Raw genomic sequence first — 21,432 nt, 5'->3', positions numbered from 1 at the left:
GGCTTGGGTTTGAAGGCAAAATCGGGGCTACTCAAATAGTGGAGACAGCGCGGGTTGCGACGCAACGCCAGCCTGCTCCGAAAAACTGTTAACCCCGGAACTCTACCCCAAGGACCAACACGACATGACGCACAGCGCAACCCGGGCTCCCGGCTTTCAGATCACGGTGCAACCCAGCGGCCGCGCCTTCAGCGCCGAGCCGCACGAGACAATTCTGGCCGCCGGCATTCGCGCCGGCGTCGCCCTGCCCTATGGCTGCAAGGATGGCGCCTGCGGCACCTGCAAATGCAAGAAGATCGACGGCCGCGTGGTGCATGGCGCGCACCAGAGCAAAGCGCTGAGCGACGAGGAAGAGGCGCAGGGCTGGGTGCTGACCTGTTGCGCCGTGGCGCACAGCGATGTGCTGCTGGAGTCGCGCCAGGTCACGCGGGAGAACGCCTTGCCAATCAGGAAGATGCCGGCGCGCATCAAAGCGCTTGAAAGGCTGTCGCCGGATGTAATGCGCCTGCAATTGCAGTTGCCCGCGAGCGAAGCGTTCAACTACCACGCCGGCCAGTATGTTGAATTTATTCTGCGCGATGGCGTGCGCCGCAGCTACTCGATGGCCAACGCGCCGCACACACTGGCCGACGCTGAGGGCAAGCCCGGTGGCCTGGAGCTGCATATTCGCCACATGCCGGGTGGCCAGTTCACCGAGCATGTGTTTGGCGCCATGAAAGAAAAGGACATCGTGCGCATTGAGGGCCCGTTTGGCAGCTTCTACCTGCGTGAAGACAGCAGCAAGCCGATGGTGCTGTTGGCGTCGGGCACCGGCTTTGCGCCGATCAAGGCCTTGATCGAACAGCTCAAGCTAAAGGGCAGCACGCGCCCTGTGACGCTGTACTGGGGCGGGCGGCGCCCCTCCGACCTGTACCTGGACGCCTGGGTCAAAGCCCAACTGGCGCAGATGCCCAGCCTGCGCTATGTGCCGGTGGTGTCCGACGCGCTGCCCGAAGACGGCTGGCAAGGGCGCACTGGTTTTGTCCATCTGGCCGTGTTGCAGGACATGGCGGACCTCTCGGGCTACCAGGTATATGCCTGTGGTGCGCCCATCGTGGTGGACTCGGCCCGCAGCGCCTACACGCAGGCGGGGCTGCCGGAGGATGAGTTTTATGCCGACGCTTTCATCACCGAGGCCGACAAGGCGCGGTCCGCAGCGACTGCCTGACTTCAGTCAAGCGATCCCGCGCGCTGGCCACCATGAGCCTGAGGCTGCGGGTACAGCGCCGTCAATATCCGGGATGCCATTTGACTGAGCACGGCCTGCAGCGGCGCCGTTGAGGGGCTCAGTGGTGAACTTGTCCGGATGGTGCTGAAGGCCTGGTCCATCGCCGCCTCGTGCGCGCCAACGGCTGAATCCACCTGCTCGCGCCAGAACGACGGCGCCTGCGAGACCACAAACTTGCCGCGGCCGCGGCCGAAGTGGATCACGGCCAGATAGCGCAGCAGAGCGGCCACCAATTGGGCGCGCAAAAAGTCGTCGGAAAACTGCACGCGGGACGCGTCGCGCCCGGTGCTGACATTGAAGACCTCGGCCGCACCCCAAAAAGCCACCGCTCCGCCGATGGCGCCAATCAAGGCGCCAGCGCCCAGGCTCATACCACCGGCCATGGCATCGGCCGCCAGCCCCCCGAGCAGGCCCTGCGACACAGCGCCCCACAAGCTGGCGAGCGGCTTGCTGACCGGCTCGGTGGCGACAAAGGCGCTGGCGACCAACTCGTTGATTTCTGCCACAGAAGCCGCGTCAAGGTGGTGCAATTTGAGCAGCTCGACCGTGGTTTTGGCACTGTTCCCAGCCAAGCGCTCGGTCAGTTTGAGCATCGCTTTTTCCTCGGCACTCTTTCCAAGTTGCTGGCCAAGCCCCAGAAAGTTCAGCACCTTCTTCTTGATGACACCACCGTCGCCTGCGATCAGCTCGGCATCACAGGCTGCCGCCACCAGCTGCGCCGCAATCAGCTGCATGGACGCCTGAAAACGAGCCTCGTTGGCCTGTTCCCAGCTCCGCAACAGACGACCATAGGCCGCCATTTTTTCTGCAGGAATCAACGTCGCCAGGGCCTCATAAAAAACGCGTTCATGCACCCAGCAGCGCGCGTAGGCGTCAAGCGCCAGCACTTGCCTGACCATCGGGTAAGTGGCCAAATGCTTTTGCCAGCGCGCCTGCTCCGCCTGCTCTGCGGCAAAGGGCTGCGGCGGACCGAGCTGGTTGAGCAGCACCACGACCGGTTTGCCAAGCCACTGAAGAATCTTCATCTCTGGCGCCAGGTAACCGGCGTCCTGCGGGTCTTCCGACGAATTGACGATGTACAGCACCACATCGGCCGCCTCACGCGCGGTCTTCACCGCCTGTTGACTGAGCCAGAAAGGCTTGTCGCGGTAACGGTCCAGCACTTCACTCAAGAACCAGCCAATCGGGTTGCCCGACAGTTTGAGCCGGGCGTACAGCCGCACCGAATCGCCAAATCCGGGCGTATCCCAGAGCTGCAACTCATCGCCCAAAGGGGTCGACAACAGCCGGTAGGACTCGGACTGTGTCGTGACATGGGTGTCGTCGCGCACCTCGCCCACATCAACGCCAATGAGCGTGCGCGCCAGCGTGGTCTTGCCCACATTGGTGTGAGAAATCAGCGCGAGATGGAGTTGGGCCGGTGTCGTCACGGCGCGCTCCTTGTGGCAGCCAGGCCGCGCCTGATGTCCTCTGCGCGGGATTCTGGCTGGGCCAGATTGACGATGCTGAGCTGCACCTGATGCAGTTCGCAGAACTGGCGCCAAAGCGCAATGCGTTCACGCATCCGGGCGTCGGCTCCCGCCTGGGCGCCGAGTCGCTCCCGATAGCCCGACTCGTCCACCATCACGGAGAAATCTGGCGTCCTGCCACGGGTAAACTGGTCAATGAAGGCGCCGTGATTTTCTTTCTCGGGGGTGGCGCTGAGGTTGAAGAGGGCGACCGTGTGCGCAATGTCGACAGCTTTGATGGCGTCATGCAGTGGCTCATTCTTCAGTTCTTCTCCATACGCCGTTGACGGCCTGAGCATGACGCGTGCCTGCGCGCCGAGCAGCATGTTGGCAACGGTGGCAAGGCCGCGGTCCCGCAGCTCATCGACGTTGAAACTGTAAGGAAACACGCGCAGCAAGGTCGGTTCGACAAAGCCGATATGGCCGCTGATCTGACGGAAATAGGGCTGGCGTAAATCGACCGGAAAATGAGTCGCCAGCTTCTTCTCCGACCAACGCGCCGACAAGGCCAGCAGCAGGCGCGGCAGCACCACGACCAGAAACAGCGTTGCGCCGTAGAGGTGCACCCACAGCGCCCCATTGGCCGGGGCAGCGGTCTGCGGCAGTTGCAGCGCCTGGACGTCCGCGATGGAGAAGCCCGGCAGCTGAAAGACATAGCTTGCCGGCGTGAACAGCAGCAACAAAATGGCATGCAGCTGCCCGCCATCAAGCCAGGTGCTTTCCCAGCCAGCCTGGTAGCGGGCGTTGACGCCATGCGCGTACAGGGCGGCCACGGCCCCGATGGCAAAACAGGCGGAGCTGAGATGAACGATGCGTTTGACGCGCGCCGCGCTCAAAGGCGCGCTCAGGTCCAGCCATTCAACCGCAAACTTGGACATGGCCAGCGCCAGCAGCGGCGGCAGTTTTCGCGGCACCGCCGTCTTGAAGTTCGACAATCGCGTCCACAGGCCAGCCGTCAAACGGCGCACCGGCAGCGCTGGCATGAACAGGCTTGTCAGCAACATTAGGTAGACCGCCACATTCCAGCCAAGGATCAGCAGCAGCGGGGCCGACAGCAGGTCCACGCGGTGCGGATCGGCGATGCGCTCGATCGCGAAACCCACCACCAGGGCCAGCGTGGGCAGTGCGATGCCAACGAGGCGCCCGCCCTGCCGGTGCGCGGCGAAGGTGGCAAACGAAGGGTGGCGTTCAGCGATTTTCTTGAGCAGCAGTTCAGCCCGCTTTTGCAGCAACAGCGTAGGCGTCAACGCCGACCGGCCGTCGGACGCATCCCATTGCGCCAGCTTCATAGCGCTCTCGGTGGCATAGCTCCGGTCGTCTTCACTGAGCAATTGACGCGCGGTGTCGGTGCTTTCTATCGCCCGAACCAGCAAAATGTCGCGCGCCACGTGTTCGCTCATGGGGCTGCGCGCTTGTGCCTTGTTGTCAGACAAAGGCTTGTCTTTGCGGCCTGATGGGTGGATCATGGGATCATTGTGGGCTTGTGCGATGTGCAAACGCTCATCCTACGCTACGGCGACCTCTCCCTGCGCCCACCGCCGTCCCGGCAAAAGCCCATTCACATCACGATACGTCCATGCCTAAGCTCATCATTCGCCAAACCAGACCCGAGGACATTGAAGCGCTGGTGCGCCTGCAGCGTGAGGTTTACCCCGGCATCGCCGCCTGGCACCGCGATCGCGTGGTGCAACAGATCGAGATGTTTCCTGAGGGGCAGCTGGTCGCCTACTACGATAACCGCCTGGTCGGCTGTGCCAGCTCCCTGGTCATCCGCTGGGATGAGTGGGCCGACGAGCACACCTGGGACGAGATCACGGCCGCGGGCACCTTCGACACCCACGATCCGGCCGGCTTCACGCTCTATGGCGCAGAGGTCTTTGTTGCGCCCAAGCTGCGCGGCAAGCGCGTGGGCCACGCGCTGTACGAAGCGCGCCGACGCGTCTGCAAGGCGTTGAATTTGCGCCGCATCATCGCCTGCGGCCGTTTGCCGGGCTATCAGGCTGTGGCGGACCAGATGACCATCGGGCTCTATGCGCGCAAGGTGCTGTGGGGCGACCTGAGTGACCCGGTGCTGAGCTTTCAGCTGCGCGAAGGCTTCCGCTACTGTGGCATCATGAAAAACTACCTCGCACAGGACCACGAGTCGCAAGGCCATGCCGCGCTGATCGCCTGGATCAACCCCGATTACGACCCGGCCAAACCCACCGCGCTACAACTGGCGCTCAGCGCCAAACAGGAGCTACCCGTATGACGACCAAAACCCCGCCAGCCAAGGCCTACGAGCCCAAGCCCATCACCGTGCGCATCGCCGCGGTGCAGTACCTGCTGCGCTCCATCCACGACTGGAGCGGTTTTGAGAACCAGGTGCGTTTTGTGATGAAGGCCGCGGGCGACTACAAACCCCAGTTCATCCTGCTGCCTGAAATCTTTACCACCCAGTTGCTCTCGTTCATGGACACGGGCGACCTGCGCCAGGCGGTGCGCAACATGAACGACTACACCGCCCGCTACATCGAGCTGTTCAAGGAATTGGCGGCGCAGTGGAAGGTGCACGTAATCGGCGGCAGCCACCCCACCATCGTCGACGGCAAGCTGCTCAACACGGCCTACCTTTTCACCCCCGAGGGCAAGGTGTTTACCCAGGACAAGATTCACCTGACGCGCTGGGAAAAAGAAAAATGGAAGGGTGATGCCGGCAAGCAGTTGCGTGTTTTTGACACGCCCTATGGCCGCATTGCCATCCTGATCTGCTATGACATCGAATTTCCGGAACTCAGCCGCAAGGTCTGCGAAATGGGCGCCGACATCATCTTCGTACCCTCGTGCACCGACGATCGACAGGGTTTCTTGCGCGTGCGCTACTGCTGCCATGCGCGCGCCATCGAGAACCAGGTCTTTGTGGCGGTCACGGGCACGGTGGGCAATCTGCCGGTCGAGGGGCTCGGGTTGCATTACGGCCAGGCCGCGATCATCACGCCGTCGGATTTTCCTTTTGCGCGTGACGGCATTGCCGCCGAAGGCGTGCCCAACATGGAGCAGATCGTGATTGCCGACGTGGACCTGGGCAAGCTGGTCATGAACCGCGTCAGTGGCACCACCATTCCCCTGTACGACAAGCGGGTCGATGTCTATAACAACGACGTCGAGGTGGTGGCGACCGCTGGCATCTGAGTATCCGGCCCAACTCCCATGGCCAACCCTGATCGATGAAATTGCCCAGCAGCGACTAGCGGCGTGCGTTGGGTGTCTAACGCAGCGAAGTCAAGGAGGAGGCTTGGGCGGAGCCTAAGCCGGGGGACATTCGCGGAGTTGGACACCCAGCGCGCGCGGCAGGTTAAAGCCAATTGCGCGGCCATCACAAACAGTTATTTCAAATTAAGCTGGCGCCGCCTTCAGCGCCCAGGCCACGTGCTCGCGCACCAAGGCGCTCGGGTGCTCGGCGCGCAAGGCCAGCGCATGGGCCAGTTCTGCCGACGGCCGCGCACGCAGTGCGTTGCCCAAAGCCACCGCAATGTTGCGCAGCCAGCGCTCATGCCCGATGCGCCGGATCGGGCTGCCCTCGGTCAACCGCAAAAAATCCTCTTCGCTCCAGCCAAACAGGGTGACGAGTTGGCTGCCCGCCAGGCCCTCGCGCTCATCAAAGTCGGGCAAGGCGCTGCGCTGCGCGAACTTGTTCCACGGGCAGATCAGCTGACAGTCGTCACAGCCGTAAATCCGGTTGCCGATCAAGGGCCGCAGTTCCAACGGGATCGGTCCCGCATGCTCGATGGTCAGGTAGGAGATGCAGCGCCGGGCATCCAACTGCTGCGGCGCCACGATCGCCTGCGTCGGGCAGACCTCGATGCAGGCGCTGCAGCTGCCGCAATGGTCTGTCACTGGCGCGCTGGGCGGCAAGGCCAGATCGACATAGATTTCGCCCAGGAAAAACATCGATCCCGCTTCGCGGCTGAGCACCAGCGTGTGTTTGCCGCGCCAGCCCTGGCCGCTGCGCGCGGCCAGCTCGGCCTCCAGCACCGGGGCCGAGTCGGTGAACACACGATGGCCAAATGGCCCCATCTCCCCGGCGATGCGCTCGCTCAACTGTTGCAAGCGCTTACGCAATACCTTGTGGTAGTCCCGCCCCCGGGCGTAGACTGACACAATGGCTTCGCTTGGGCGCGTCAAACGGCCAAACTCGATCGCCTGCCAGCCATCCGGGGTGCTCGAGGGCAGGTAGTCCATGCGCACCGTGATCACACTCACGGTGCCGGGCACCAGTTCCGCGGGGCGGGCACGCTTGAGACCATGCGCCGCCATGTAGGCCATGTCGCCATGAAAACCACGGGTCAACCAGCTTGATAATCCCTGCTCAGATGAAGACAAATCCACACCGGCCACGCCAATTTGGGAGAATCCAAGCTCTCGGGCCCAGGCCTGAATTTTGGAGACCCATGGGATCGTGTCGGTATGGCTATTGAAGTTATTCACCCTATCATTGTAAAAAGTCTGCTCTGGCCAGATGAAGGCGCCACGCAGCGCTTTGCCCAAACGCTGGCCACGGCGCCCGCCCTGCGCAACGCTTTCATCGAATTGCGGGGCGACCTCGGTGCCGGCAAGACCACGCTGGTGCGCCACCTGCTGCGCGCCCTGGGCGTGGCGGGCCGGGTCAAAAGCCCAACCTATGCCGTGGTTGAACCCTACGAGCTGCCAGAGCGCCAATTGAACGTCTGGCATTTTGACTTTTACCGCTTCAGCGACCCGCGCGAGTGGGAGGACGCCGGTTTCAGAGATATTTTTGCCTCAAGCGGCCTCAAGCTGGCCGAGTGGCCGGAGAAAGCGAATGGCTTTCTGCCGCGCGCGGACCTGATCATTGACCTGGAGGCGGTGACCGAAACGTCGCGCCAGGTGACTCTGAAAGCGCAGACCGCCGTGGGCCAGGCCTTGCTGCAGGCCGTGAGTGAAAGCCCGTCGGCACCAGCGTTGCAGGGCGAGCAAGACCTGCCCAAGGCGCCGCCATGAAGCGGCGCAGCCTGCTGCAGTCCGGCGCCCTCGTGCTGCTGCTGGGCGCCCAGCACATTGCCCGCGGGGCCACCATCCTGGCGGTGCGGGTATGGCCAGCGCCCGACTACTCGCGCGTCACCATTGAGTCCGACACGGCCCTCAAGGTCAAACAATTTTTTATCGCCAGCCCGCCGCGCCTGGCGGTGGACATCTCCGGCATCGACCTCAACCCGGCGCTCAAGGAACTGGTGGCCAAGGTGCGCAGCGACGACCCCAATATTGCCGGCATTCGGGCCGGCCAGAGCGCGCCGGGGGTGGTGCGTCTGGTGCTTGACCTGAAACAGCCGATTGCCCCGCAGGTCTTCACGCTGGCGCCGGTCGCCGCCTACCAGCACCGGCTGGTGTTTGATCTTTACCCGACCGAGGTGGTTGACCCGCTGGAGGCCTTGATTGCCCAGCAGGTCAAGGTCCAGGCGCACGCAAGCCCCGGCCCAAGCAACGTTGCCAGCCCGGTCAGCCCTGCTGGCGCCGACCCCTTGGGTGAACTGATGGCCCAGCACACCGTGCCGCCCGCCCAGAAGTCCAAGGGCGTCGAATCCATCCTGAGCGCAATCCACGCCAAGACTGATCCTAATTCAATAGCGGTAGGTGCCCTGTCCACGGGGGATAGAGGCTCAAAAGACATAAGAAACTTCGACAACGCCCGTGCGCCGGACCAGTCATCTGCCATCACCGATCGGCTGATCATCATTGCCCTGGACCCCGGCCACGGCGGTGAAGATCCCGGCGCCATCGGCCCCGGCGGCACGCGTGAAAAAGATGTGGTGTTGCGCCTGGCCCACCGCTTGCGCGATCGCATCAACGCCACCGTCATCAAGGGCAACACCATGCGCGCCTACCTCACGCGCGACGCCGACTTCTTCGTGCCGCTGCATGTGCGGGTACAGAAGGCGCGCCAGGTCCAGGCCGACCTGTTTGTCAGCCTGCATGCAGACGCCTTTTTCACGCCGCATCCGCAAGGTGCCAGCGTGTTTGCGCTGAGCCAGGGCGGCGCCTCCAGCAGCGCGGCGCGCTGGATGGCGGCCAAGGAAAACAAGGCCGACCTGATTGGGGGCCTGAATGTGAGGGCGCGCGACGCGCAAGTCAAGCGCGCCATGTTTGACATGAGCACCACGGCGCAGATCAATGACAGCCTGAAGCTCGGCAGCGCCATGCTGGGTGAAATCAAACGGGTCGGCAAGTTGCACAAGGCCAGAGTCGAGCAAGCCAGTTTTGCGGTGTTGAAAGCGCCCGACATTCCGAGTGTTCTGGTGGAGGCGGCTTTTATCAGCAACCCGGAAGAAGAGATCAAGCTCAACAGCGAGGCCTACCAGGACCAGTTGGCCAGCGCACTGATGCGTGGCATTGAAGGCTACTTCTCCAAAAATCCGCCGCTGGCCAGGAACCGTTCGGTCTAAACGCGGCGCTGGCACAGTAAATACCCTAATTGCGCCCGGCCAGCCAAACGCACCAAAATCAAGGATTATTGACTTGGGCCTGCGCGACAAGCGTTGCCCACAAGACCTGCCATGACCGCTGTTGCTATCGATCTCACCCGCGGCGTCTTCGCCAAGACCGCCATCGGCCAACAGGAGATTGCGTCTCGCTCCCTGGGCTTGGGGCCACTGCCACGGCGGCTGCTGGTGCTCATTGACGGAAAGCGCAACGGCCAGGAACTTGCCGTCTTCACGCCGGGCCAGGACATTGAAGTTCTGCTGAGCCAACTGATCGAGAACGGCTGCATCGAGGTGCAAGCACCCCGCCAAGCGGCGCCCGCGACCCAACCTGTGGCGCCCGCGCAACCCGTGCCTGGTGCCGAACTCGCCAGCCTGCCCCCGCCCGAGTCACGCAGCGCCAAAGACATCGAGATGGCACGCAATTTCATGACCAACACGATCAACACGGTGTTCGCCCAGAACACGCGCCTGACCTTGCTCGAAGCGCTGCTGGCCTGCAAGACCAGCCAGGATCTGCGCCGGGTCTATTTGTCGTGGGTCGAGACCATGAGTACGAGCGCGATGGGCACCAAGCGCCTGCCCGAGTTTCGCGAGAAGCTGTTCAAGGTGCTCTGAACTGCCCGCGAGCCAGCGCGGCCGGGGCAGCCAAAACTCAGATTTGTACGGCGGTGCGCTTGGCCTTCCAGGCGCCAAACAGGATCACCAGCCCGGGGATCAAAATCATGGCCCAGATGATTTTGTCCAGATGCGCTTTCACAAACGGGATATTGCCAAAGAAATAGCCGATGGTGATGATGCCGACCACCCAGAGCGCGCCGCCGGTCACATCAAAGAAAGTGAAGCGGGCCCGGCTCATCTTTGCCACGCCGGCCACAAAAGGCGCAAAGGTGCGTACAAAGGGCATGAAGCGCGCCGCCACGATGGTGATGCCGCCATAGCGCTCGTAAAAATCATGGGCGCGGTTAAACGCGGCTTTGTTGAACAGCCGGGAGTCCTCCCACTTGAACACGCGCGGCCCAAAGTAGCGCCCCAGCGCGTAGTTCGACTGGTTGCCCAGCACGGCCGCCGCCAGCAGCAAGCCCACCGACAGCGGGTAACTCATCAGCCCAACACCGCACATGGCGCCCACCACAAACAAGAGCGAGTCGCCGGGCAAAAAAGGCATGACGACGACGCCGGTCTCGACAAAGATCACCAGAAACAGCAGCGCATACACCCACAGGCCGTAGCTGCGCACAAAAGCCTCCAGGTACTTGTCAACGTGCAGGATAAAGTCAAAGAGAAAGGTAATGATTTCCATGGGTCGGAATTATCACAGTTCCGCCCCACTGATCACGGACAGCACCAAGCGACTGCATCGCTACAAACGGCGCCCCTGAATCAGTCGAACCACAATGACCACGACGGCCACGACCAGCAGGATATGAATAAATCCGCCCATGGTGTAGGAGCTAACCAGCCCCAAAACCCACATGACAAGCAAAATGATGGCAATGGTCTCAAGCATCTTCATTTCTCCCTCTGCCCAACCTGGGCAAATGATTGATCCAGCGGTCCGCCAAGAAAATACAAGGCGCAGATGCCCACAGGACCGGCCAAGTTTGGACCTGAATTTTTCTGAAATATTGAGAATTCGCAAGGGCGCACCGTGCGTTCCTGCCAGACTTTCTTTTATACAGGGGCATCGCTTGGTGGCAACGCGCTTTGTCATCACCCGAACCCGCAGTTACATCTGTTTTAACTGGAGGTACCGCATGCAAGTCCGCACCACCCTCACTGCCGCGATGGTGGCTATTGCTCTACTCACCGCCACAGGCTGCGCTGTCACCCGAGGCCAGGAAACTGTCGGCGCCTACATCGACGACACCGCCATCACCACGCAAGTCAAGTCCCGCTTCGTTGAAAGCAAGGAGGTCGACGCCGCCGCCCTCAGCGTTGAGACGCTCAACGGGACGGTCATGTTGTCCGGCTTCGCCAAAAGCACGGCGGAAAAAGGCACTGCAGAGAGGATCGCCAGGGCTGTCAACGGCGTGAAAGCGGTCAAGAACGAGATTGCGGTTCGCCCTTGAGTCGAGCAGCAGACCCGCTGGTGAGCCGGCATCCAACCACCTGCAAGCCGCGAACGCTCGGCTTGCTGCCAGCGATCGCGTCGCATCGCGGTATGGATATTTTTTCGGGGCTGATCTGCCCCATTAACCTCAGGAGTCATCATGATCAACAAAAACCAAGTCAAGGGCACGCTCAAGGATGCGGCCGGAAAAATTCAGGAGGAGGCCGGAAAACTGATTGGAAATCCGACCCAGGAAGCGAAAGGCCTGAAAAAGCAGGCTGAGGGCAAGGCGGAAAAGGCGCTGGGTGATGTCAAAGAAGTCGTCAAGAACGCCAAGGATGCGGTCAAGGATGCCGTTAAAAAGCACTGAACCGGTTCGCCAGCGTGGCGAGCCTACCGCAGCGCTTCGCAGCTTTTGAGGCGGCAGGGCAGCCGGGCTGCCCAGTTGACGCCTTCTTTGGCGCCCAGAGTTTGACCCCACACGGCGATGTGATCTTCGAGATGGGTTTGCCGAGAGTCGAGTAAACCTAAAATAGGCTAGTGAATGCCGCCCTGCCCCCCTCCCCCCGCCGCCCGATACTGGAACTGCCCGACGCGCTGATCAGCCAGATTGCCGCCGGCGAGGTGGTGGAGCGCCCGGCTTCGGTGGTGCGCGAGTTAGTGGACAACGCCCTGGATGCGGGCGCCACGCAAGTCACGGTGCGCCTACTGGCTGGTGGCGTGCGTTTGATCGCGGTGGAAGACGACGGCGCCGGTATTCTGCGCGAAGAACTGCCGCTGGCCTTCAGGCGCCATGCCACCAGCAAGATCAGCAGCCTCTCTGACTTGGAGTCGGTAGCCACCATGGGCTTTCGCGGCGAAGCCCTGGCCGCTATTAACTCAATAGCTGACTGCGCAATCCTGTCAAGGGCTACCGGCCAAAGCAATGCTTATTCCCTGGATGGCGGCAGCGGCGAGTTGCAGCCGGTGGCACGCAGCACCGGCACGACGGTGGAGGTCAAGGAGCTGTTCTTCAGCACGCCGGCGCGGCGCAAATTTCTCAAGACCGACGCCACCGAGCTGGCGCACTGCGTGGAGGCGGTTCGGCGCCACGCCCTGGCGCGGCCCGATGTGGGCTTTGCCATCTGGCATGAGGGCAAGCTGGTCGAGCAGTGGCGTCGCTGCGAGAGCCACGGCCCGTCGCTGGCGGCACTGGAGCAGCGCCTGGCCGATGTGCTGGGCAGTGACTTTGTGGCGCGCTCGGTCTGGGTTGATTTTGAGACCAGCGCCAGCCCGGGGCGCAGTGACAACACACCCAGCATCCGGGTCTGGGGCCGTGCCGGCATTCCGGACGCCGCCCGCGCGCGCGCGGACCAGCAGTTCGCTTACGTCAATGGCCGCTTTGTGCGCGACAAGGTGCTGGCCCACGCGGCTAGAGCCGCCTATGACGACGTGCTGCACGGCCAGCGCCAACCGGTGTTTGCGCTGTATATCGAGATTGACCCGACCCGCGTCGACGTCAACGTGCACCCAACCAAGATCGAGGTCCGTTTTCGCGACAGCCGCGAGGTCCATCAGGCGGTGCGCCACGCGATCGAAGATGCCTTGGCAGCGCCGCGTGCCGGCACCGTCGCCGCCAGCGGCGCGAGCACCGGGCAGACCGATATCGACACCAGTGCAGCTTTTAGCCCAGGGACGTCAAATTCGCGTTTTTATATAGAAAATAGGCCGCTAGCCCGCGTGCCCTATGCACAAGCAGCTATCAGTTTTGAATCACAGGTCGGTCACCGCGTGAGCGACCTGGGCGCGCTGTGGCAACCGGGCGAGGCCGCACCAGCCAGCCCGTACCGCCAGCCCGCTGTGGCTGAGCCCTTGAGTGTCCCGTTCGCCGCAGCCCCAGCCGCGCCAGGGGCAGCACCCTTGCCGGGCGGCGACTGGCCGCTGGGCCGCGCGCTGGCGCAACTGCAAGGCGTCTACATCCTGGCCGAAAACGCGCAGGGACTGATCATTGTCGACATGCATGCGGCCCACGAGCGCATCCTTTATGAGCGGCTGAAGACGCAATGGATCGAGCGCGGCAACACCACCGGTCCTGCAGATTCAGCCGGCGCATCGGACAACCGCCCCGGCTTGACGAGCCAGCCGCTGCTCATCCCCGCCACCTTTGCCGCCACGCCAGAAGAGGTCACCACCGCCGAGGCACACGCCGACACCTTGCAAGCCCTGGGGCTGGAGATCACCCCGTTTTCCGCCCGAACGCTGGCGGTGCGCGCCGTGCCCACGACGCTGGCCCTGGGCGATGCGGTCGAACTGGCGCGCGGCGTGCTGGCCGAACTGGCCCAAGTTGATGCCAGCACTGTTATCGAGCGCGCGCAAAACGACTTGCTCTCCAGCATGGCCTGCCATGGTGCGGTGCGCGCCAACCGGCACTTGAGCCTGGAAGAAATGAACGCGCTCTTGCGCCAGATGGAAGCCACCGAGCGCAGTGACCAGTGCAACCACGGCCGCCCGACCTGGCGCCAGTTCAAGCTGAGCGAGCTCGACGCCTTATTTCTACGCGGGCGCTGATCGCACCTGCTCTCCTCGGCGCAGCAGCGCCCCGCCTCTCAATCCTGATCCATGCCATCCCTCTCTTCCTTGCGGCGCCTCTCAAAGCCCGCGCCGCGCGCCCGGGTCGGCGTGGAAGCGCGCGCTCTGTGGCAGCTGGCGTGGCCGATCCTGATCGGGCAGCTGGCCAATGTCGGCATGTCGGTGGTGGAGGTCGCCATGGCCGGGCACGCCTCTGCCAATGATCTGGCCGGGGTGGCACTGGGCGTGTCGATCTGGAACATGGTCATCATCACCCTGATGGGCGTCATGATGGCGGTCAGCCCGGTGGTGTCGCACATGGTGGGCGCGCGTGAATTCAGCCAAGTGCCGCATGTGGTGCGCCAGGCCTTGTGGCAAGCCCTGGGCGTGAGCCTGGTGGCCGTGCTGCTGGCCAATCTGGCCAGCAGCATTTTTGACCACCTGGCCCTGGAACCGCAGGTACGCGAGCTGGCCAAGGACTTTGTCCTGATCACCAGCCTGGCGCTGCCCGCCTTCGCCGCCTACCGCGTGCTCTATGGCTACAGCGTCAGCCTGAACCAGACCAAGCCCGTGATGGTGATTGCGGTTGGCGCGCTCTTGCTCAATGTCGTGGTCAACTGGCTGCTGGTGTTTGGCAAGCTCGGCCTGCCCCGGCTGGGCGGCCTGGGTTGCGCCTGGGCCACGCTGGTGTGCGTCTGGTTCAACCTGCTCGCCCTGATCTGGTGGATGCGCCGCGCGAGTGCCTACCGCAGCACCTGGCCCTTCGATCGCTTTGAGTGGCCGCACTGGCCGCAGCTGCGCAACCTGATGCACCTGGGCCTGCCCATTGGCATCACCTACTTTGCCGAAACCAGCGCCTTCAGCCTGATTGCGCTGCTCATCGCCAAATTTGGCAGCACCGAGATGGCCGCGCACCAGATTGCCTTGAACTTCTCGTCGCTGGTCTTCATGGTGCCCCTGAGTCTGGGGCTGGCGCTGCTGACCCGGGTTGGCCAGGCGCTGGGCGCGGGTGAGCCGCAGGCGGCCCGTTTTCGTGCCTGGGTCGGCGTAGCCATGGCGCTGGCGTTCGCCGTGCTGTCGGGCGCGGCCATGGCGCTGTTCAATACCCAAATTGCCAGCGCCTACACCAGCGATGCAGCGGTGGCCGGCGCAGCGGCGCAGTTGCTGCTGTTGGCCGCACTCTTTCAGCTGCCCGATGCGACGCAGGTCGCGACCAGTTGTGCCATTCGTGGCTACAAGGTCACGCGCGCGCCGATGCTGATCCAGCTGACCGCCTTCTGGGTGTTTTCACTGCCGCTGGGTTATGCGCTGGGGCTGGCGCCGGCGTGGCTGCCGTGGGCACCGGCCGAGCCGATGGCCGCCAGGGGCTTCTGGATCGCGCTGGTGGTGGGCCTGACGGTGGCGGCGCTGGGCTTGAGCGCCTTGCTGCGCTTTGTGGCGCGTCAGCGCCTGACTGAGGCTAAGGCGCAATGATGCTGTTCAGATAAGACCGTTCGCCCTGGGCTTGTCGAAGGGCTGCCAGGCTTCGACAGGCGCAGCCCGAACGGTGAGGGGGAGTTATCTGAAAAGCATTGGTCTTAGGCCAGCAGGTTGTGGGTGACGTCTTTGTTGCCTTTGTCCAAGCGATCTTCCAGCTCGCCCAGGCTGGCGGCCAGCGAGTTGCCTGACTGTTCAACGACCAGCCGCAAGGTTCCCTCCATCTGGTCAATCCGGGTCAGCACGGCGGCGCGTGAGTGTCCATCCTGATCCAGCTGCTTTTTGAGTTCGAGTTCCAGAAAACTGCGCAGCTCGGTAAAGCGCGAGGCCTCGGCCTGGTCGGCCAGGTTGCGGTTGGTTTGCAGCTCCTTGGCGTGTTGACGCGTATCAAACAGCACCGTGGTTTGCAGGTACAACACAAACACCAGGAACATCCCCGTGACAAAAACCAGCAGCCCGAGCATGACCAGGCCCAGTGGCGCCTGCACGTCGGCCAGCCCCAGCGACAGCGTCGTCGGAGCCAGGAAAGTCGCCCAGTTGAGTGCGGCGAAGCCAATGATCACACTCAGAACGAGCAGCAGCAGCAGGGTACGGATTTTCATGATGACCAACTTTCTTTAGGAGCATTCGCCAACCAGCGGCACGGTCAATGGTAATTGATCGCGCCACTGTGCCCTATGCCACCTGTTTCAGAACATCATTGGCAGCCGCACCGTCAGCGACACATCAGGCGTGTCGGTCGTCAGGCCGGCACCCACCGCCACACTCAGAGAGGTCGTTTTGCTGAGGCGGTAGGAGTAGCCGAGCAGCAAGGTGCCCAGCTGCGTGCGCACCGACCCGGGCACAACCTCGCCATTACGTTTGGTCCGGCCGACCGAGCTGTGGTCATAGCCGAGGCTGAAAGACGATTTTTCGTTCAACGCCAGCCCCATGCCAAAGTTGAAGCCGATGATGGGGCCTGGTGCAATGGTTCCCAGATATTCCTTTTCACCATTGAGCACAGTCCGGCTGACGTTGTCACGCGAAAAGTTGTGCAGGTAGGTGACGCTGCCGAAAAAAACCGCCGGATCGGACGGGTACAGCACCGTCAAACCCGCTTGCAGAGAATAGAAGCCGGAACCGGTCGGCAGGTCGAGCGGTAGGCCGGTGCCGGTCGCGGCGGGGTCAGTACAGCGCTGGCTGCAATCAGTGACCACGTCAAATGGGTCGGTGCCAGTACGGGTCTTCAAGCGCAAGGTGCCGACATAAAAAGGCTTGTCGATGCCACCGTCGTTCAATTGGTAGCGCGCGCCCAACTCAAGGTCGCCCATGTCCATGCCGTTTGACGAAAACACGTTCTCGACGGCTGGGCTCCCTTCGAAATACTCACGGCTGACGGTGGCATCGCTTCGATAAACATAGGGCGCCCGCAGTTCTATTTCAAACCGGTTGGTCAGTCCATAGCGCGCCGACAAGGCGGCGGTCACGGTATTGCGCTTGACTTCGCGCACATCAATCAAACCGATCAACAGAGCCGGAATAATGGTGTAGCCCACCAAAGCTACCCGGTTGCTTGACGAATAGCCATACTGCAGCGAGGGCTCCAGCACATATTTACCAGTCGGTGTCAGCACGCCCGGTTGCTCGAACAGGGGCGCCACCTCGGGCGGGCGCCCTTCGGTGGCCGGCGACTGCCCAACGGGTGCGGGCGCACTCGGCTGTGCCTGGGCCAATTGCAGCGGCTCGCCAACTGTGCCGGCGCCACGTTGCGAGGCCAGAACATTCCAGCTGGCGGTGCCCCGAAGTTCATCCAGCGCCACCTGCTGTTGCGCCACCTGGCGCTCCAGAGACCGCAGCAAGCCACGCTGCTCAAAATACTGTTGCCGAAATGTCTCAAGGTTCGCCAGCAGTTTTCTTTGCTCGGCGAGTTCCTGGCTTAAGGCTTCCAGGCGCGCCTGCATTGCCTGCAGTTGCGGACCACTGCCTGTGATTGATTGCGCATGCACGGCGCCGCCCAGCAGCACGACGACAGCGCAAGCCACCGAGCTGATGGCTTGCAATTTAATATATGCCATGACTCTCCTCCGAGTGAACGAAATGCCCGGACAAAAAAAAGACCCAAGCGACCGGTTAAGTGTTGAAGAAGCGCGCGCGGTCGACATTGCGAATAATCAAGCACAGCAAATTGCTCTAACACCCGCATCCGCCGTGACAAATATCAAGCCACTCAAGCGCGGCGTTGCTTACGCTGGCAACTGGTCCATTGCAGTGCCTGGCACTTGAGCCAGAAGGCCCATGTCACAGAACAAAAAAAAAGGAGGAACAAAAAAAGGAATTGCAGATGCCATTAAGAAAGTTGTTAAGCGTCACATTGGGAGATCAGCAACTCCTGAGCGCACCCGCCGAACTCTTGTCATCATGGCAAATCTGCCCCGTCGATAACCTGGCAGCTGCCCGCAAGGCACTGGCGCAGCATCCTTATCCGGTGGGTCTCCTGTTGCTCAACAACACCAGCGACGCCGATGTCATGAAGGTCGATGCGCTGCTCGATGCGCATCAAAGTACCCAGTGGGTCGGGGTGTTCCCGGCCGAGATGATCAAACGCCCGCCCTACCGGGCGCTGATTGTGCAACACCTGTTTGACTTTCACACCTGGCCGATTGACCCCGTTCGCCTCAATCACACCCTGGGCCATGCCTTTGGTTATGCGGAACTTGAGGGTCCACCCGACACGACGTGCAGCGGCAAGCGTGACATGAAGCTGATAGGCCAAAGTGCGGCCATGCAACATTTGCGCAAGCAAATTGTCAAAGTCGCCCAGACCAGCGCCCCGGTGCTGATCTGGGGCGAGAGCGGCAGCGGAAAGGAGTTAACGGCTCGGGCGATTCACAATTGTTCGCCCAGGGCCAGCGCGCCCTTCATCGCGGTCAATTGCGGCGCCATAGCTGCCAGCCTGATCCAGTCGGAGCTGTTCGGCTATGAGCGCGGCGCGTTCACCGGTGCCGCCAAAGAAAAGCAGGGCCTGATCGAGTCGGCCGCCGGCGGCACGCTTTTCCTGGACGAGGTGGGTGACTTGCCGCTTGAGCTGCAGACAAATCTGCTGCGTTTTTTGCAGGAGCGCACCATCACCCGGGTGGGCGCGTCGCGAAGCATTGAAGTCGATGCACGCGTCATTGCCGCCTCGCACACGCGTCTTGCAGAGGCGGTCAAAGCAGGGCTGTTCCGCGAGGATCTGCTGTATCGGTTAAACGTGATCCCGCTCACGGTGCCGGCTCTGCGGGAACGGAAAGAGGATCTGGAATTGTTGGTCAGGCACTTCTTCATCGAGTTTGCACAGGACAAAAATCCCCGACTCACCGGCTTTAGCAACCGGGCCATGCTGGCCATCAAGGCGCACGACTGGCCAGGCAACGTGCGTGAACTCATCAACCGCATCCGGCGGGCGATGGTGATGTCCGAGGGGCGTCTGATAACGCCCGAGGACCTTGATCTGGCATCGCCGAATGCACCCGAGGGACCAAATGAGCCCCCCAACGGCGAAGCGCTTGAGGAGGCCCGCATCCGCGCAGAGCGCGATGCCATTCACGTCTGTCTGCAAGGTAGCGGCCGCAATATCAGCCGTGCCGCGCGTGACTTGGGCATCTCCCGCATGACGCTGTATCGGCTGATGGACAAGCATGGCATCACGCCCTGAACACGGCCTGTCCTTTTTGCCCATTTTTTGGTCTTCGTGCATCGGGTGCATCAAAACTGTGACACCTATCGCTGCTCGATCCACCATGCGTGCAGTCGTCTTGGGCGTTGAAAACAAAGGTCACTTCCTGCGATCTTTGCGATATATCAAATAGCGATCAGCCTTGCCTCAAGCGATCTGTCTCAAGACTGAGACAGATCTTCTCCGCGGCAACGAGATTCGAGCTTTTTTGGTTTCAAAAAGCATATTTTTCGACAAATATTTAACCTTTTCTCGATACAAATCAAATACTTAGTATTCTAAAAAGTTATCCGGCATTGATCTTGCTTATTGATTTTCGGATTGGCGTGTTTTGTGCGCCGAGCCAAGCAGACTTTATTCAGAGATTTTTTAAAGGAAATACCATGAACAAGACATTATTGGCGTCGGCTATCGCGATTGCTTTTGGTTTATCTGGCCAAGTGATGGCGAATCCGAACAACAACAACAGTGCTGAGCTGACAGGCGACAACACGCAGACGGCAACAGCAAATTCAGACCAGTCTGCCAGCACGGGCGCAGCTGCGAATGAGTACTCCACCGCGAACCAAAACTCCTCGAACGACAGCAGCAACAACTCTGACAACAGCAACAATTCTGACAACCGGGTCGACAACAGGAATCAAGCCGACAATCGAGACCAGGCTGACAACAGCAACAACTCAGACAACCGGGTCGACAACAGAAACCAGTCGGACCGGTACAACAACAAGAGCACTGGCGACAACCGTGACAACCAGGGCATGGCCCATGCCGATGGCTCCGGCACGGCAGCGGCCAACAACGGCTCAACGGCCACGGCCAATTTCAGCAACTCCTTCAATTCCAGCAAGGCCATTGCCAAGGTTGAGATGAACGGCACCGTGGGCGGCAACACGATCTATGGCATCGGCAACCAGGTCAGCAACAACGGCACAGCCAATGGCGCTAAGGGCGGCAGCGGCGGCGACGGCTACGGCGGCACCGCAGGCAATGGTACCGGCGGCAATGGCGGCAATGGCGGTGCCGGCGGCGCTGGCGGCGCTGGCGGCAGCGCCAACGCGACCAATGGCAGCGCCACGGCCGGCGCAGCCAGCAACGGCAGCGCCACGAACCTCGGCGCCGTGGCCGGCAATGGCGGCAAAGGCGGCTTGGCCAGAGATGCCCAAGGTGCCAATGGTGGCGACGCCACTGCCTACGGAGGCGACGCCCACAATATGACAGATCAGAATGCAACGGGTTCTGCATCGAGATCCTATGCCACGGGTGGCTCCTCAACGGCGGATGACATGACCCGGACCGGTTCAGCTTCCAACTCTTCCAACGCCCGGGGTGGCTCATCTACCGCGACGGATGACAACAGGGGAGGCTCGTCCACAGCGACGGACACGAGCACCGGCGGCTTGGCCAGAGCGCGTAATGATTCCATGGGCGGCCTCGCAACTTCCAACCAGAGGGGACGCACCGGTGCGTCCGACTCCGACAGCAGGACAGCGGCCGGCGACACTAACTCTTCGAACAGCGCAGGCGGTGGTGCGGGCGGTGCAGCGGCGACTGTTCCTGCGGCTCCAGGCGGAGCCGGTGGTGCGGCCTCTACCGGCACATCCACGACCGCAAGCACAGCGACAGGCGCAGCGGGGGGGAATTCAACCACCGGAGCAAATGCCCAGACCGGAACCAACACTGGCGGCGCCGCCACAGGGACAGCGACCTCGACAGCAGGCGCTGGGACCGGTACGGCAACCTCTACCGCCGGGGCAGCAACCGGATCGGCAACCTCTAACGGTGGTGCCGGCACAACGGGCGCATCGGCCGCTACAAGCGGTGCCGCTACCGGCACAGCCACTTCGACTGCCGGCGCTGGCACCGGCGGCACGGCCAGCAGCACGGGCGGCACAGCCACCAGTACAGCCACGGCAACAGGTGCCGGTGGCACGGCTAATGCCGGCGCTGGCGGCACGGCCAGCAATGCAGGTGGTGCAGGTGCAGCAGGCGGCGCAGCCACCAACGGCGATGCCACCAACGGCGGCGCGTCGACAACTGCTTCCAACGGCAGTGCAACTGGCGGTACCGCCCAGGGTGCTACCGGTGCAGTGGGCGCTACTGGTGGCACGGGTGGCACCGGCAACGGAGGTGTTGGCGGCGTCGGCAACGGCGCGGTGGGTGGTGCTGGCGGCAACGGCGGCAACCTCAACCTGAACGCAGGCACCTTCAACATGTACAACGCCATGAGCAGTGTTGGCCAATCGGCCGCCGGCATCATGGTGGCTGCTCAAAACAGCGGCATGGCTGCGATGGTGCAGCAAAGCGTGAATGTGCAGGCCAATCTGGCTGTAGGCAAGTAAGCGTCTGAGCCGGTCGTTGGGGGAGGCTCGCTTCCCCCAATGACCGGCGCTTTCGTTGTTGACATGAGTTGC

Annotated in this window: 20 protein-coding genes; 13 read left to right on the top strand and 7 right to left on the bottom strand. The window is 62.2% G+C overall.

Going from position 1 to position 21,432, the window contains the following annotated elements; translation table 11 throughout:
• Positions 1–124: 124 nt before the first annotated feature.
• Complete coding sequence (locus GZ093_RS11005) at positions 125–1,207, top strand: CDP-6-deoxy-delta-3,4-glucoseen reductase (protein ID WP_296485855.1); 1,083 nt, start codon at positions 125–127, stop codon at positions 1,205–1,207.
• 2 nt (positions 1,208–1,209) lie between these two features.
• Here the strand turns inward: GZ093_RS11005 and GZ093_RS11000 are convergent, their stop codons facing one another.
• The gene (locus GZ093_RS11000) at positions 1,210–2,697 is read right to left on the bottom strand and encodes a DUF3482 domain-containing protein (protein WP_296485853.1); all 1,488 of its coding nucleotides are present in this window, start codon (positions 2,695–2,697) and stop codon (positions 1,210–1,212) included.
• Complete coding sequence (locus GZ093_RS10995; RefSeq protein ID WP_296485851.1) at positions 2,694–4,241, bottom strand: DUF2868 domain-containing protein; 1,548 nt, start codon at positions 4,239–4,241, stop codon at positions 2,694–2,696. Before GZ093_RS10995 ends, GZ093_RS11000 begins: the two co-directional genes overlap by 4 nt.
• A 110-nt stretch (positions 4,242–4,351) precedes the next feature.
• Here GZ093_RS10995 and GZ093_RS10990 point away from each other — a divergent pair, with 110 nt between their 5' ends.
• Both GZ093_RS10990 and GZ093_RS10985 read left to right on the top strand, forming a co-directional pair.
• Positions 4,352–5,026, top strand: a complete 675-nt coding sequence (locus tag GZ093_RS10990; RefSeq protein ID WP_296485850.1) for a GNAT family N-acetyltransferase — start codon at positions 4,352–4,354, stop codon at positions 5,024–5,026.
• On the top strand, positions 5,023–5,946 hold the full coding sequence (locus GZ093_RS10985; RefSeq protein ID WP_296485848.1) for a carbon-nitrogen hydrolase family protein: 924 nt from the start codon (positions 5,023–5,025) through the stop codon (positions 5,944–5,946). The genes GZ093_RS10990 and GZ093_RS10985 overlap by 4 nt, the downstream gene beginning before the upstream one ends.
• 204 nt (positions 5,947–6,150) lie before the next feature.
• On the opposite strand, the gene queG is transcribed toward GZ093_RS10985, so the two are convergent.
• On the bottom strand, positions 6,151–7,242 hold the full coding sequence (gene queG / locus GZ093_RS10980) for a tRNA epoxyqueuosine(34) reductase QueG (RefSeq protein ID WP_296485846.1): 1,092 nt from the start codon (positions 7,240–7,242) through the stop codon (positions 6,151–6,153).
• Here queG and tsaE point away from each other — a divergent pair.
• From tsaE to GZ093_RS10965, 3 genes are all read left to right on the top strand, one after another.
• The gene (gene tsaE, locus GZ093_RS10975) at positions 7,222–7,773 is read left to right on the top strand and encodes a tRNA (adenosine(37)-N6)-threonylcarbamoyltransferase complex ATPase subunit type 1 TsaE (RefSeq protein WP_296485845.1); all 552 of its coding nucleotides are present in this window, start codon (positions 7,222–7,224) and stop codon (positions 7,771–7,773) included. The two genes, queG and tsaE, sit on opposite strands and share 21 nt — an antisense overlap.
• Positions 7,770–9,212 (top strand): N-acetylmuramoyl-L-alanine amidase, encoded by a 1,443-nt coding sequence (locus GZ093_RS10970; RefSeq protein ID WP_296485843.1) that lies wholly within the window; start codon positions 7,770–7,772, stop codon positions 9,210–9,212. Before tsaE ends, GZ093_RS10970 begins: the two co-directional genes overlap by 4 nt.
• A 111-nt stretch (positions 9,213–9,323) precedes the next feature.
• Complete coding sequence (locus GZ093_RS10965; protein WP_296485841.1) at positions 9,324–9,866, top strand: hypothetical protein; 543 nt, start codon at positions 9,324–9,326, stop codon at positions 9,864–9,866.
• Positions 9,867–9,903: 37 nt separating this feature from the next.
• Here the strand turns inward: GZ093_RS10965 and GZ093_RS10960 are convergent, their stop codons facing one another.
• Both GZ093_RS10960 and GZ093_RS10955 read right to left on the bottom strand, forming a co-directional pair.
• The gene (locus tag GZ093_RS10960; protein ID WP_296485840.1) at positions 9,904–10,551 is read right to left on the bottom strand and encodes a VTT domain-containing protein; all 648 of its coding nucleotides are present in this window, start codon (positions 10,549–10,551) and stop codon (positions 9,904–9,906) included.
• A gap of 60 nt (positions 10,552–10,611) precedes the next feature.
• Positions 10,612–10,758 (bottom strand): lmo0937 family membrane protein, encoded by a 147-nt coding sequence (locus GZ093_RS10955; protein ID WP_296485839.1) that lies wholly within the window; start codon positions 10,756–10,758, stop codon positions 10,612–10,614.
• A gap of 247 nt (positions 10,759–11,005) precedes the next feature.
• Here GZ093_RS10955 and GZ093_RS10950 point away from each other — a divergent pair, with 247 nt between their 5' ends.
• The 4 genes from GZ093_RS10950 (at position 11,006) to GZ093_RS10935 (ending at position 15,321) form a co-directional block, all read left to right on the top strand.
• Entirely contained in the window at positions 11,006–11,320 is a 315-nt protein-coding gene (locus tag GZ093_RS10950; RefSeq protein WP_296485838.1) for a BON domain-containing protein, read from the top strand.
• 144 nt (positions 11,321–11,464) lie between these two features.
• Entirely contained in the window at positions 11,465–11,671 is a 207-nt protein-coding gene (locus GZ093_RS10945; RefSeq protein WP_296485859.1) for a CsbD family protein, read from the top strand.
• Between the two features lie 170 nt (positions 11,672–11,841).
• The gene (gene mutL / locus GZ093_RS10940; protein ID WP_296485837.1) at positions 11,842–13,848 is read left to right on the top strand and encodes a DNA mismatch repair endonuclease MutL; all 2,007 of its coding nucleotides are present in this window, start codon (positions 11,842–11,844) and stop codon (positions 13,846–13,848) included.
• Positions 13,849–13,899: 51 nt separating this feature from the next.
• Complete coding sequence (locus GZ093_RS10935) at positions 13,900–15,321, top strand: MATE family efflux transporter (RefSeq protein WP_296485835.1); 1,422 nt, start codon at positions 13,900–13,902, stop codon at positions 15,319–15,321.
• 104 nt (positions 15,322–15,425) lie between these two features.
• On the opposite strand, the gene GZ093_RS10930 is transcribed toward GZ093_RS10935, so the two are convergent.
• Together GZ093_RS10930 and GZ093_RS10925 are read right to left on the bottom strand one after the other, a co-directional pair.
• Positions 15,426–15,926, bottom strand: a complete 501-nt coding sequence (locus GZ093_RS10930; protein ID WP_296485833.1) for a LapA family protein — start codon at positions 15,924–15,926, stop codon at positions 15,426–15,428.
• Between the two features lie 87 nt (positions 15,927–16,013).
• Positions 16,014–17,378 carry an acetate kinase gene (locus tag GZ093_RS10925; RefSeq protein ID WP_296485832.1) on the bottom strand — a complete coding sequence of 455 codons (1,365 nt, stop codon included), beginning with the start codon at positions 17,376–17,378 and terminating at the stop codon, positions 16,014–16,016.
• On the opposite strand from GZ093_RS10925, the gene GZ093_RS10920 reads away from it, so the two are divergent.
• From GZ093_RS10920 to GZ093_RS10910, 3 genes are all read left to right on the top strand, one after another.
• Positions 17,377–17,586 carry a hypothetical protein gene (locus tag GZ093_RS10920; RefSeq protein ID WP_296485830.1) on the top strand — a complete coding sequence of 70 codons (210 nt, stop codon included), beginning with the start codon at positions 17,377–17,379 and terminating at the stop codon, positions 17,584–17,586. The genes GZ093_RS10925 and GZ093_RS10920 overlap by 2 nt on opposite strands.
• A 58-nt stretch (positions 17,587–17,644) precedes the next feature.
• Entirely contained in the window at positions 17,645–18,997 is a 1,353-nt protein-coding gene (locus GZ093_RS10915) for a sigma-54 dependent transcriptional regulator (RefSeq protein ID WP_296485828.1), read from the top strand.
• Between the two features lie 404 nt (positions 18,998–19,401).
• Complete coding sequence (locus tag GZ093_RS10910; protein WP_296485826.1) at positions 19,402–21,360, top strand: hypothetical protein; 1,959 nt, start codon at positions 19,402–19,404, stop codon at positions 21,358–21,360.
• Positions 21,361–21,432 lie beyond the last annotated feature (72 nt).

This window comes from Rhodoferax sp. (genome assembly GCF_010365055.1).
In the GTDB taxonomy this organism is placed as follows: domain Bacteria; phylum Pseudomonadota; class Gammaproteobacteria; order Burkholderiales; family Burkholderiaceae_C; genus Rhodoferax.
Note: the sequence above shows the minus strand (reverse complement) of the source record. Positions and strands in the feature narration are given on the sequence as shown.